Origin of the sequence: Marichromatium bheemlicum, assembly GCF_012276755.1 — a bacterium.
In the GTDB taxonomy this organism is placed as follows: domain Bacteria; phylum Pseudomonadota; class Gammaproteobacteria; order Chromatiales; family Chromatiaceae; genus Marichromatium; species Marichromatium bheemlicum.
Map to the genome: position 1 here is coordinate 32,766 of NZ_JAAXKX010000004.1, position 12,715 is coordinate 45,480.

12 protein-coding genes are annotated in these 12,715 nt (G+C 67.1%); 5 read left to right on the forward strand and 7 right to left on the reverse strand.

All coding sequences use genetic code 11. The features are described from left to right. The first annotated feature begins 67 nt into the window (after positions 1-67). A complete protein-coding gene (locus HF203_RS04460; protein WP_168667007.1) occupies positions 68-1,384 on the forward strand; it encodes a homoserine dehydrogenase in 1,317 nt (438 codons plus the stop codon). Positions 1,385-1,403: 19 nt separating this feature from the next. On the opposite strand, the gene HF203_RS04465 is transcribed toward HF203_RS04460, so the two are convergent. From HF203_RS04465 to HF203_RS04485, 5 genes are read right to left on the reverse strand one after another with little or no spacing between them, the layout of a single operon-like run. Continuing rightward, on the reverse strand, positions 1,404-2,957 hold the full coding sequence (locus HF203_RS04465; protein WP_168667009.1) for an FAD-binding oxidoreductase: 1,554 nt from the start codon (positions 2,955-2,957) through the stop codon (positions 1,404-1,406). Beyond that, the gene (locus HF203_RS04470) at positions 2,957-3,448 is read right to left on the reverse strand and encodes a hypothetical protein (protein WP_168667011.1); all 492 of its coding nucleotides are present in this window, start codon (positions 3,446-3,448) and stop codon (positions 2,957-2,959) included. Before HF203_RS04470 ends, HF203_RS04465 begins: the two co-directional genes overlap by 1 nt. Then, on the reverse strand, positions 3,435-3,725 hold the full coding sequence (locus HF203_RS04475) for a c-type cytochrome (RefSeq protein ID WP_168667013.1): 291 nt from the start codon (positions 3,723-3,725) through the stop codon (positions 3,435-3,437). The genes HF203_RS04470 and HF203_RS04475 overlap by 14 nt, the downstream gene beginning before the upstream one ends. Then, positions 3,722-4,429, reverse strand: coding sequence for a c-type cytochrome (locus HF203_RS04480; RefSeq protein WP_168667015.1), 708 nt, complete (start codon positions 4,427-4,429; stop codon positions 3,722-3,724). Before HF203_RS04480 ends, HF203_RS04475 begins: the two co-directional genes overlap by 4 nt. Before the next feature lie 19 nt (positions 4,430-4,448). Continuing rightward, the gene (locus HF203_RS04485; RefSeq protein ID WP_168667017.1) at positions 4,449-5,903 is read right to left on the reverse strand and encodes an aldehyde dehydrogenase; all 1,455 of its coding nucleotides are present in this window, start codon (positions 5,901-5,903) and stop codon (positions 4,449-4,451) included. A 156-nt stretch (positions 5,904-6,059) separates the two neighbouring features. Here HF203_RS04485 and HF203_RS04490 point away from each other — a divergent pair, with 156 nt between their 5' ends. Beyond that, positions 6,060-7,115, forward strand: coding sequence for a helix-turn-helix domain-containing protein (locus HF203_RS04490; protein WP_168667019.1), 1,056 nt, complete (start codon positions 6,060-6,062; stop codon positions 7,113-7,115). On the opposite strand, the gene HF203_RS04495 is transcribed toward HF203_RS04490, so the two are convergent. Then, positions 7,055-8,152 (reverse strand): DNA-binding protein, encoded by a 1,098-nt coding sequence (locus HF203_RS04495; protein WP_168667021.1) that lies wholly within the window; start codon positions 8,150-8,152, stop codon positions 7,055-7,057. The two genes, HF203_RS04490 and HF203_RS04495, sit on opposite strands and share 61 nt — an antisense overlap. Positions 8,153-8,386: 234 nt before the next feature. Here HF203_RS04495 and HF203_RS04500 point away from each other — a divergent pair, with 234 nt between their 5' ends. The 3 genes from HF203_RS04500 to HF203_RS04510 are packed head-to-tail and all read left to right on the forward strand — an operon-like array spanning position 8,387 to position 12,314. Next, positions 8,387-9,328: a site-specific integrase gene (locus HF203_RS04500; RefSeq protein WP_168667022.1), complete on the forward strand. Its 942-nt coding sequence runs from the start codon at positions 8,387-8,389 to the stop codon at positions 9,326-9,328. 58 nt (positions 9,329-9,386) lie between these two features. Then, positions 9,387-11,465, forward strand: a complete 2,079-nt coding sequence (locus tag HF203_RS04505) for a molybdopterin-containing oxidoreductase family protein (protein WP_168667024.1) — start codon at positions 9,387-9,389, stop codon at positions 11,463-11,465. A 9-nt stretch (positions 11,466-11,474) separates the two neighbouring features. Further along, positions 11,475-12,314 carry a hypothetical protein gene (locus tag HF203_RS04510; RefSeq protein WP_168667026.1) on the forward strand — a complete coding sequence of 280 codons (840 nt, stop codon included), beginning with the start codon at positions 11,475-11,477 and terminating at the stop codon, positions 12,312-12,314. Here HF203_RS04510 and yhbY read toward each other — a convergent pair whose 3' ends face one another. Continuing rightward, positions 12,315-12,617: a ribosome assembly RNA-binding protein YhbY gene (gene yhbY / locus HF203_RS04515; protein ID WP_062276170.1), complete on the reverse strand. Its 303-nt coding sequence runs from the start codon at positions 12,615-12,617 to the stop codon at positions 12,315-12,317. Positions 12,618-12,715 lie beyond the last annotated feature (98 nt).

Below are 12,715 nucleotides of genomic sequence, written 5' to 3' on the forward strand. Positions count from 1 at the left end.
CGCCTAGCCCGATTCCAACCAGGATACAGCGCTCCGCCCGCTCGGCGGGCGACGAAGAGGTAATATGATGAAACCGGTGAAAATCGGACTCTTGGGCTTGGGTACGGTCGGTGGCGGCACGGTCAGCGTGCTCACCAACAATGCCGCTGAGATCGCGCGCCGCGCCGGTCGCCAGATCGAGATCGCGCATGCCGCAGCTCGCACCTATGACGCCACCGCTATTGACGGGCTGGAGCAGATCGGACAGATCGGCGAGGATGCCTTCGCGGTGGTCGAAGATCCCGAGGTCGAGATCGTCATTGAGCTGATCGGTGGCTATTCGCCGGCGCGCGAGCTGGTGCTGCGTGCGATCGAGAACGGCAAGCACGTGGTCACCGCCAACAAGGCGTTGATCGCGTTGCACGGCAACGAGATCTTTGCCGCTGCGCGCACGCACGGCGTGATGGTCGGCTTCGAGGCGGCGGTGGCCGGCGGTATCCCGATCATCAAGGCGGTGCGCGAGGGGCTGGCGGCCAATCACATCGAGTGGATCGCCGGGATCATCAATGGCACCGGCAACTTCATCCTCTCCGAGATGCGTGACAAGGGGCGTGCGTTCGCCGACGTGCTCGCCGAGGCGCAGGCACGCGGCTACGCCGAGGCCGACCCGACCTTCGATGTCGAGGGGATCGATGCGGCGCACAAGCTCACCATCCTCGGCGCGCTCGCCTTTGGTATCCCGCTGCAGTTCGAGCGTTGTTTCACCGAGGGCATCTCCGAGATCGATGCCCTCGACGTCGCCTATGCCGCCGAGCTTGGTTATCGCATCAAGCATCTCGGCATTGCCCGGCGCGGGGCCGAGGGGATCGAGCTGCGCGTCCACCCGACGCTGATCCCCGAGCGCCGCCTGCTGGCCAATGTCGACGGGGTGATGAACGCGGTCTTGGTCAAGGGGGATGCGGTCGGGCCGACGCTCTACTACGGCGCCGGCGCTGGCGCCCTGCCGACGGCCTCGGCGGTGGTCGCGGATCTGGTCGACGTGGTGCGTGCCCTGGCGACCGCGCCGGGTGATCGGGTGCCGCACCTCGGCTTCCAGTCCGATGCCCTGGTCGACACCCCGGTGCTGGAGATGGAGGCCGTCGAGACCGCTTATTATCTGCGTCTCTCCGCGCTCGATCAGCCCGGGGTGATGGCGCGTATCGCCAGCATCCTCGGCGAGCACGGCATCAGCATCGAGGCGATCAAGCAGCAGGAGCCGGCCGAGGGCGAGACCCATGTGCCCTTGGTGATGCTCTCCCACCGGGTGCTCGAGCGGCAGATGAATGCCGCGATCGCGCAGATCGAGGCACTCGACTCGGTACAGGGTGCGGTGACCCGCATCCGCATGGAGACGCTCTCGGGCTGACGCCCGCTGCTCCAGTCGTTCAGCCACGGATCCCGCAACGCCCAGGGGCGAGGATGCCGTTGGGGTCGAGCGCACGCTTGAGGGTGCGTTCGACCTCGCGCTTGACCGGTCCATAGCTCTGCGCCACCCGCTCTTGGAAGGCGGTGTTGACACGATAGACGGCATAGCCCTCGGCCTCGAAGACATCGAGCAGGGTGGCGAAGCAGTCATGGGCGCGCCGCATCTCCTCGGGGTCGCTGCGGTCGTAGAGCAGATCGATCACATGGTGCATGTCGCGCCAGCCGACGATGAATTCACCGACATAGTCGAACCCATGGTGTTCGAGCACCGTGGTGGCGAGTTCGACCTGTTTACCGCACTCGCTGCCGCGCGCCTGACTCACCGGCGCGAACCACATCGACCCACCGCCGCCTCGCCAGTTGTAGAGCCCGAACTCCTGGAGGTTGGGGATCCCTGACATCAGCTCCGCCCGATACTGGAACGGTTGGGTCTGGCCGGCCTCCTCGGCGGTGATCAGGGTGCCGCGACCGTTGCGCTCGACCGCCTCGGTGACGATCCGCCAATTGACCTCGACTTGCTCTGGCGTGCCGTAGAGTGCGGCATAGACGTTCCAGGCACCGAGCCCGTGGTCGCGCCGGATCTGTTCGATCACCGCGCGCGGCGTGCTGCCCGGGGTGTCGAGATAGTCGCTGCGGCGCAGGTTACAGCCGCCGGCCTCCCACAGGGTCCCGGCGATCACTACCGCATTGGGGATCACCTGGGCGATGCGCAACGGGCGTAACAGCTCGACGATGTCGGCGATATCGGTATCGTCCGCGTAGCGGATCGAGAACGGCTTGATCACCGGAGGTCGTGGCATCAGCCAGAATCCCATCTTGGTGCAGATGCCGTAGTTCGATTGGGTGAAGAGCCCATCGAGGGTCGGCCCATACCCCCACTTGAACACCTGCCAGGCGCGATCGCCCTCGACCCCGCCCATCCCGGTGCGCAACACCTCGCCGTTGGCCAGCACCACCTCCATCCCGCACTGCATCAAGAAGTGTTCGCCATAGGGGGTGTAACCGACCCCGCGATCCAAGGTATTGCCGACCGGCCCGGCGATCGCCGAGGGGGCGGAGAAGGAGAGCATCAGCGGTCGTTCGTGCTCCTGGAGGTGGTCGTAGAGCTGTTGATAGGTGACGCCCGGCTCGACCAAGGCGGTACAGAGTTCGGGATCGATCTCGAGGATCCGGTTCATGCGTCGCAGGTCGAGCACGACCTGTCCGCGCTCGCCAGGGGCGGCCGAACCGTAGCCGAAGTTGCGCCCGGTGGAGATCGGCCACAGCGGGATGCGGTAGCGGTTGCAGATGCTGACCACCGCCTGGACCTGCTCGACGGTGGTGGCGAGCAGGACCGCAGAGGGTCGGTGCGCCTCGGTCTCGACCGCCATCATGATCTTGGTGTAGGGGCGCAGATGGGCCGTCGAGGTCAGCACCTGGTCGGCGCCGAGGACTGCGCCGAAGTCGGCGAGGGCGCGGGAAAAGGTTGCGGCATCGATGCCCTGTGGTCGTACTTGATGGGGGGTGGTCTTCATCACGACTCCCGAGACGCTGCGGGTTGAATCCAGGCGCTCAGCGCCAAGCGTGCAGAGTGGTGCGGTGGTGTGGAGGCTTCTGGTGGGTGCAGTAGAATTCGCGCCAGGTGTGTTGCTGCTCGTGTCGGTGGTGGTTGTAGCCGTTGTTCGAGCAACAGGTGACCGGCGTGGTCGCGGACGCACTCGCCGACCAGCAGCGCGTTGGCATCGTCGAGCCAGCCGATCAGTCGGGTTGGTGTGATGGCGTGCGCGAGCCGGTGATCGAGCGCGGCGAGTGCCGGGGCGTCGAGTCCGTGTAGTGGCCAAGGCGTTACCGCTGCGGGTGTCTGGGTGGTCACGGCACTCGCTAGGGCGGTATCGAGCCTGCCGCCATCAAGGAGCAAGATCACCGGCGCGGTTGGCCTGGGGGGCGCGGGTGCGGGCGCGCTGACGGCGGCCAATGCCGGGGTGCTGGCGAGTAGCCGTAGCAGGTTGCGTCTAGTGATCGGCATGGGCCGTCTCCGGTGGCGGCGGGGTGGCCGCAAGATACTCGGCGAGTTCGAGCAGGGTCTGGTCGTCGATGTCGGTGACGCGGAAGGCGGGCATGGCATTGCGCCCACTGCGGGCGATGATGATGTAGGTGGCCACCGGCAGGTCGCGCCCTGTGATCACCGGGCCGATGCCGGTCTCGTGGCAGCGTGCACAGACCTTCTCGAAGACCTCGATAGCTGGTGCGGCGATGGCTGTCGGGGCGGCTGTTATGAGTGTGATGAGCAACAGGGTCCTCATCGCGGCCTCCTCCCGGCACGGGCTGATAGGGTGGCGATATGCGCGATCACCGCCTCGAGTTCGGGGTCGCTGTAGTGGGCGATCGTCTCGACCATCTCGGGGTCGGCATTGCGCCGCACCCGATCGCGAATACCTTGCGCCTGGCGCAACAGATAGGCTGGGTGCTGATCGGCGAGTCGGGGGTAGAAGGCGTTGGCATCGCCCTGAGCGTGCTCGCCATGGCAGTGCAGGCAATCGCGTCGATAGAGTCGCGCGCCCAGCGTTGGGGCGGTGGTGTGGGGCGGTGCAGGTGTCGAGGTGGGCGGATCGAGCCGCTCGAGATGGAGGGCGATGTCGGCGAGCTGGCGCGCCGAGACCTGGTGCTCGGAGACGGCGGGATACATCTGGGCGTTGTCGCGTTGTCCAGCGCGGATGTCGTTGAGCTGCTTGATGAGCACGGTTGCGTGCTGCCCGGCCAGCCGTGGATAGCGTCCCGCAGTATCGCCCTCGCCAGCGTGGCCGTGGCAGCGCCGACAGACCAGATAGGCATAGGCACCGCGCTCGGGGTCGGCGTGATCGCGTAATGCCTGCAGCATGGTCGCGCGTTCGGCGTTCCAGACATAGTCCGGTGACTCGATCCCGGGGGCGTGTGGCAGCGACATCGGTTGGGCCTGGGCGAGGACGCTCGGTATCGCCGCGGCGATCAGCAAGAGCAATCGATCCATGTCCCGATCCTCGGTCTATTCAGCACGGTAGCTGGCGTGGGGTGGTCTGGAGGCTGATCCAGCGCAACTCGGTGAAGGCGTCGATGCCGGCCTGGCCGCCGAAACGGCCATAGCCCGAGGCCTTGAGGCCGCCGAAGGGCATCTGGGGTTCGTCGTGTACCGTTGGGCCGTTGATGTGACAGATCCCCGATTCGATGCGCTCGGCAACCTGCCAGGTCCGCGCGAGATCACGACCGAATACCGCTGCGGCCAGACCGTAGGTGTTGTCGTTGGCGCGGGCGATCGCCGTTTCGGTGTCGGGTACCCGCATGATCGCCGCGATCGGGGCGAAGCTCTCTTCGTGATAGAGGCGCATCTCCGGGGTGAGTCCGTCGAGTAGCACGGGGCGCATCAGCAGTGTCTGGTCGGGCTCACCGACTACCAGCCGGGCGCCCTGGGCGAGCGCATCCTCGATCAGGGCATTGGCGCGTTCGAGCGTGGCCGGTTCGATTACTGCGCCGAGGGGGGCATTGCCGTGGCGTGGATCGCCGGCCGTGAGGGCGCGGACCTGTGCGGCAAGTCGTTCGGTGAAGGCATCAGCGACAGCGGTGTCGACGATGAGACGCTCGGTGGACATGCATACCTGTCCGGAGTTGACGAAGGCCCCGAAGCGAGCCGCCCGAGCCGCCGCCTCGAGATCGGCGTCGTCGAGTACGATCAGTACCGCCTTGCCACCGAGTTCGAGGATCGCCGGCTTGAGGTGTTCGGCGCAGCTGTGGGCGATGGCGCGCCCGACTCGGGTCGAGCCGGTAAAGTTGACCCGGCGTACTGCGGGATGGGCGATCATCGTCTCGGTCAGCGCGGCCGCATCCTCCGGGGCGTGGCTGATGAGGTTGAGGACGCCAGCGGGCAGACCCGCAGCGCACAGCGTCTCGACCAACAGGGCATGGGTTGCCGGACAGCGCTCGGCGCCCTTGAAGACCAGGGTGTTACCACAAGCCAAGGGGGTGGCGATGGCGCGTGCACCCAGGATCAGTGGCGCGTTCCAGGGGGCGATACCGAGGACCACGCCGGCGGGGCGTCTGACCGCACACGCGATGTTTCCTGGTAGGTTGGACGGGATCAGCGATCCTTGGATCGCGGTGGTGAGGGCCGCCGCCTCGTGGAGGATGGCGCAGGCCTGCTCGATGTTGAGTTCGGCCCAGGTGGTGCTGGCGCCGGTCTCGTCACAGATCCGCGCGATGAAATCGGTACGGCGCCGTGCGAGCCGTGTCGCTGCCTCCTGGAGTAGGGCGCGGCGTCTGGCCGGAGGGCTCCCGGCCCAGTCGGGTAGGGCTACCGCGGCGGCCTCGATTGCCGCCTTGGCGTCACTGTGATCGGCTGCTGCGGCGCGGGTGGTCACCGCGGTGGTGGCGAGCGGGCCACGCCATTCGAAACAGCGGGCCGTGCTCCCGGGGCGCCACTCGGCGCCGATCAGTAGCTGGGTCTGGTACATGGGCACGTCCTCCTGACATGGCTCGGTGAGGCGAGGGTAGACGGGCATCGGGTGGATGGCTGTCCCCTGAGTGCACTCAAGACATGCCTGATCGTGCACGAAGTGTTTATCTTGGATCTTGTCCGGGTATGACCAAACGGTCAATAATCCGTCCCCATGACTGTCTCGCCGCTGCGCCTCAGTACCGCCGAGCTATCGCCGGCCGATGCCAGGATCGCCTGGCGCGCCTGGATGGCATCGCTGTTCTTCGGGGTCGAGTCCGAGTTCGATGAACGGCGCGTCTTCTGCGGTGAACTCGACACCTATCGAGCCGGAGCGCTCTCGCTCACCCGGCTGTGTGCCGAAGGCCATCGTGTGATCCAACCCCATGATGCCCAGGGCGCGGGCGGTGAGGGCGCCCTAAAGGTGCTCGCGCCCTGGCGTGGACATGCGGTGGTCAGCCAGTCTCGACGTCAGGCCTGGGTGCGCGCCGGTGGCTGGGCCCTCTATGACACCACCGCGCCCTATCGGGTGAGCAGCCCGGAGTGGGCCGAGCACTTGATCTTGCTGTTGCCGCGTGAGCGTTTTCTGACACGGGGTCTGCCGTTGGAGACGGTCGTGGGGCGGCATCTCGGTGGGAGTCGAGGGATCTCCCGAGTGGCGCTGGAGACCATGCGCCATACCTTCCAGGCTCTCCCCGAGATGAGTACGCAGAGCGCACAGGGGGCCGGAGAACTGATCCTGGAGTTGGTCGAGCTGACGCTGCGTGAGTTGCTACAGGAGGAGGCCGCTGGCTGCTCACGACAGGCACTGTTTCGCGATCGGGTCCGGGACCATATCGCACGTCATCTGCGTGACCCGGGGCTATCGGTGACGAGGATCGCGCAGGCGCTCCACTGCAGTCGGCGGCACCTGCACAATGCCTTTGCCGATGACGACGAGACCCCGGGGCGCTATATCCAGCGGTTACGGCTCGAGGGCTGTATGCGCGATCTCGTCAATCCGGCGCTGGCGCACCGCACCCTCACCGAGGTGGCCTTTTCCTGGGGGTTCACCAACAGCGCCCACTTCAGTCGGGTGTTTCGCCGCCACGTCGGGGTGGCGCCGCGCGAGTTTCGCGAGGCGGCCTCTGCTCATGAGAGGAGATGGCCCCGGGTGCCGGATCTGGTCGGTCAGCGTGATTCGGCTGGCCCGGGATCTGTGTGCGTCTTGTCCGATTCCGTCTCCGGTTGAGTCATACGCGCGGCGAGTAACCGTTCGAGCTGTTGCTCGAGGGTTTGGCGCCGTGCGTGCTCGGCGAGCAGTCGGGTCTGGAGTCGTTCGCGCCCCCGTTCGCTGCGCCCTAGCCGTGCCTCGAGCTGGGCGTGTGCGTCGGTGAGCTGACGGTGCTGTGCGTCGAGCGCTGCGCGTGTCTCCTCGCTGTGCGCGAGTTGTGTTTCCAGCTGATCGCGCATCCGTTCGCCCGCCTGCTGTGCCTCGCGCAGCTTCGCCAATGCCTGCGCTTGTTGTTGATTGTCCCGTTCGCGCTCGCGCAGCTCGCCGGCGAGGGCGGCGTTGTCGCGATTGAGCCGGGTGATCTCATCCTGCTTGACGATCAGGGTCTGTGCTTGCTGGCGCAGTTCCGCCTGCAACTGCTGGAGCTGCTGGTCGTGGCGGCGTTGATCCTGCTCGCGCTGGAGGCGGCTGGCCTCGCGATAGTGTTCGAGCGCCTCGCGGGCATGACGGTGCTTCTCCTCGATCGAGGCGAGATGCTGCGCCTGGACCTCGAGCCGTTCCTGTAGTCCCAGTTTTTCCTGCTCCAGGGTCGCCAAGGCGATCGCCTGTCCCTGACCCCGTTGCTCCAGTTCAATGATGCGCGCGGCCTGCTCGGCGAGGGTCGTCTCGCGCGCGGCGATCCCCTGGCGCAATCCCTCGACCTCTGTCGCGAGTCCATCGCGGACTGTCTCGATCTCTTCGAGTTGCTGACGCTGTGTCTCTATGTGCGTCTGATGGCGGCGCTCGGCGGCGGCGACGATCTCCTCAGCCTCGGTCTCGAGGGTGCGGGCGAGTTCGGCGACGAGCTGCTGGATCGGCTCGCTCAGGCCCTTGGCGTCGCCGAGCCGGCGTGCCTCTTCTTCTTCCAACTCCTTGAGATAACGATGGATCGTGCTCTTCGAGCCGGTGTTGCCAAGAGCGACGCGGACGGCGTCGATTGAGGGGTGTCGGTCCTGTGCGAGCAGGGTGTCGCGTGCCTGTTTGACCAGCGCCTTGGTGATGCCACCGCGTGCCATGGGGTCTCCAATTTATTTCGTACTGTATTACGTAGTATGTATATACGTATTATTTTTGAACGTCAATTTTTGTGTTCAGTAAAAATCAAAGGCGGGATAATATGACTTATCCCATGTCAGACCGAGATGAGGGCCGCAATCAGGCCCTCTCCGAGCAGGTTGGGTACAAGCGGTACGGATCCGGTATCGAAGACGGGGCCGTCAGAGACGATGAAGAGAAGGAGCACATCGGGCATGCAGCGGATCGAGCGCTATATCGAGGCGGCCACCCGCGACAACACCAGACGCGGCTATCGCGCGGCGATCCGTCACTACGAGGAGACCTGGGGCGGGTTGTTGCCGGCGACTGCTGAGTCCGTTGCCCGCTATCTCGCCGATCACGCCGAGCAGCTCGCGCTCAATACCCTGCGGCTGCACCTGGCGGCACTGGCGCGCTGGCATCGTGATCAGGGCTTCCCCGATCCGACCAAGGCGCCGGTGGTGCGCCAGGTGATGCGCGGCATCAGTGAGCTGCACCCGGCGCGCGAGCACCAGGCGCGGGCGTTGCAGCTGGAGGACCTGGTACGGGTCGATGCCATGCTGGAGACGCGGATCCGTGAGGCTGGGATCAGTGAAGCATTGCGCGCGCGGCGCGATCGGGCGCTGCTGCTGGTCGGCTTTTGGCGCGCCTTCCGTGGCGATGAACTGCTGAGGCTCGCGGTCGAGGACGTGCGTCAGGAACACGACGGCGGGCTGCTGATCCGGCTCGCGCGGACCAAGACCTCGCACGGCGAGAGCCGCGATTATCCGCTGCCCCGGCTCTCCAGGCTCTGTCCGGTCACGGCCTATGCCGATTGGGTCGGTTGCGCCGGGATCGAGCGCGGCGCGGTGTTCCGTGGCATCGACCGCTGGGGGCGGGTGCGCGAGCAGGGGCTGCACCCCAACAGCCTGATCCCGCTGTTGCGCCGTCTGCTCGAGGAGGCCGGGGTGGCGGATGCGGCAAGCTACAGCGCCCACTCGCTCAGGCGGGGCTTCGCCTCCTGGGCGAGCGCCAGTCAGTGGCAGCTGCGCGAGCTGATGGACTATGTCGGCTGGCGTGACGCGCGCTCGGCGCTGCGCTATATCGAGCGCGCCGCGCCCCGGCTGGGCGGGCGTATCGAGCGCGCGCTGGCCGCACCGGAGGACGCCTCGGGTTGAATTCGCCGCGCCCGGCGCACATCCCCGGGTCATGCCAGCCCGAGCGGGGACGAAGGAGATGCCGAGCGCGCAGACGACCTGTTACGAGTGTGACGCCAACTGTCCGATCGAGGTCGAGTTCGATACCGGCGGCGAGCCGGTAAAGGTCCGCGGGCCCGACTGCCCGCGCTGTTATGTCCAGCTCGAACGGCGCGATCACCCCGAGCGACTGCTCCATCCGCTGCGCCGCATCGGCCCGCGCGGGTCCGGGCGCTTCGAGCAGATCGGCTGGGATGAGGCGCTCGACACCATCGCCGCCGAGCTGACGCGCGCCCGTGAACGTCACGGCGCGCCGGCGGTGGGCTTCTTCGCCGGCTATACCAAGGAGGCGCGCCCACAGCTGCAACGACTCGCCCACAGCTTCGGCTCACCCAATTACATGACCGAGAGCGGCTGCTGTTTCTCGGCCACCATGGTCGCCGAGAAGCTCACCCTCGGCTACAAGATCAAGACCACCTCGACCGTGGTCTCGCCGAAGACGCGCTGTCATCTCATCTGGTCGACCAATCCGCGCGGCTCGATCCCGCCCTTCGATCAGCACCCGCTGGCCAGTCCCCGCCCCGAGCGGGCGCTGATCGTGGTCGACCCCAGACGCACCCCGCTGGCCGAGCGCGCCGACGTCCATCTGCAGATTCGTCCCGGCACCGATGGGGCGCTCGCGCTCGGCTTCCATCATCTGATCTTCGCCAACGGCTGGCAGGATCAGGTCTTTCTCGATCAGTGGGGGCAGGGGGTGGAGGCCTTCCGCGACTATGTGCGCGACTTCGACCCGCGTCGGGTGGCGGCCATTTGTGGGGTGGCGGCCGCCGACATCGAACGCGCCGCCGAGTGCTACGCCACCACCGCCCCGGCGCAGATCACCCTGTCGCCAACCGCGACCGTGCAGCACAGCAACGGCTTCCAGAACCATCGCGCGCTGATCCTGCTCGGTGCGGTGACCGGCAACCTCGATCGCGAGGGTGGCAACCGCTTCTTCAACGACAAGGCGCTGCCCCGGCCGATCGAGCGCTTCGATCACTGTCTGGCGGCCTTGCCGCCGCGTGTCGGCAGCGAGCGCTTCCCGATCTGGACCCGCTACTGGCCGGCAGCGCAGAGCATGCTGCTGCCCGATTGCATCCTCGAGGGCGATCCGCAGCCGATCCGCGCGCTGCTGGCGATGGGGATCAATACTGCGATGTGGCCGAACTCGGCGCGGATGGAGCGGGCGCTCGGCGCGCTCGATTTCTTCGCCGCCAGCGACTTCTTCCACAACCCCGCGACCCGTCAGGCCGATATCGTGTTGCCGGCGGCGACCAACCTGGAGCGCCCGGCGCTAATCGCCTATCCCGGCTGCGCCTATCAGGGCGAGGTGCGCTATCGGCGCGCGTTGCTCACCCCGCGGGGCGAGGCCCGTGCAGACGGCGAGATCTTCCTCCAGCTCGGGGTGCGGCTGGGGATGGGGGCGCTGTTCTGGGGCGGGGACCTCGAGGCCTCCTGGGCGGAGGCCGCCGAGGGGCTGCCCGAGGCGGTACGCGAGGCGATCTATGCCAGCCCCGACGGGGTGACCGTCTATGCCGATGCGATCGACGACCTGGTCGATCATGGCTTCATGGACGCCGATCGACTCTATCGGCTACGTGGCTTCCCCACCGACAGCGGCAAGGTGGAGTTTGACTCGGACGCGCTGCGCGCTGCTGGTCACGACGGTCTGCCGGTCTATCGCGAACCGGCCGAGGGGCCGGTCTCCACCCCGGCGCTGGCCCGGCGTTTCCCGCTGGTGCTGACCAGCGGCGCGCGCACCAAGTTCGACACCCACTCGCAACACCAGCACAGCGCGCGGATGCGCCGGGCCATTCCCCGTCCCCTGGTCGAGATCCACCCCGAGGATGCCATGGTGCGCGGCATCGACGATGGCGATGCGGTGATGGTCGGCTCGCTCCGTGGCGAGGTGCGCTTCTATGCCCAGGTAACCGAGCGCATCAAGCCGGGCGTGGTGCACTGTGTGCACGGCTGGAACGAGGCCAACGTCAATCTGCTCACCGATGATGTGCACCTCGACCCGATCAGTGGCTTCCCGCCGTTCAAGTCGGGGCTGTGCGAGATCCGACCGATCGATTGAGGTCAGGCCATGCCCTTTATCGGTGTCCTCCCCGAGCGCGTGCAGCTGTTCCGGCCCCAGCCGCGCCGGGCGGTGGCGGTGAGCGATGCCGCCGCCTGGCAGCTCAACCCGGTGCATCGTGGGGTCTACGACAAGCTCGCCCTGGCGCTGGCCGAGGGGCTGCTGGCCGCGCCCTGCGGGGTGTCGCCGATGGCGCTCGGGCTCGCGCCGGAGACGCCGGTGTTCGTCAAGCCGATCATCAACCTCGCCGGGATGGCCCTCGAGGCCGGGGTGTCTCGCGCCGACGCCGTGCCGGTGCGGCCCGGGAGCTTCTGGTGCGAGCGGCTGGAGGGCGAGCAGACCAGCAGCGACCTGCTACTCGAGTCCGGACGCATCCGTTGGCAGGCGCACACCCGTGCTGGCCAGTGGCGTGACCAGAGGCGCCCCTGTGTCTGGGAGGTCGGGGTCGCGATCCCGGCGATCGAGCCGGTGCTGGCGCAGTTGGTCGAGCGCCATCTCGCCGACTACACCGGGCTGTGCAACATCGAGCTGATCGGGGGGCGGCCGGTGGAGATCCATCTGCGCGGCTCCAACGGCTTCTTCGATCTCTATGGCCCGGGGTTCGTCCCCGCCTGGGTGGCACTGGTCGACGACGCGCCCTTCGCGCCGCCACCGCCGGTCCCCGGTGGCATGGTGATCTCGGTGTTCGGTCGGCGACCCTTGAGCGGGGAGAAGAATGCGGCATTGACTGCGCTCGGGGTCAGCGTGGACGAGGATCGGCACACCCCTGACCGGGTGGCGATCCTGCGCGCGACCGATCGCGCGCTCGGTCGCGCGGCGCTGGCGCTGCTCGAGCGCCGGCGCGGCTGATCAGATCCGGGGCAGGGCGAGCGGGTCGCGCTTGCGCGGGTTGGCGCGATAGAGGATGGCGATGTTGCCGATGCGATTGACCAGCATCGCCCCGGTGCGCTCGATGAGCTCGGCGATGGCCGCGTCGCGCAGCTCACGATCGCCGGCGCTGATCTTGGTCTTGAGCAGCTCGTGATGATCGAGCGCGATCTCGAGCTCGGCGATCACCCCATCGGTGATGCCGTGCTGACCGACGATGACGACGGGCTTGAGATGATGCGCTTGCTGCTTGAGCCAGCGTTTCTGTTTTTCGGTGATGCTCATGAAGGCCTTGGCTGTGTTGTGCGAAACGGGTCGGGGCCGGTGCAGGACCGGCCCCGATGGGGGGCGATGATAGCAGTCCCGGCGGCGCTCTGCCGCCT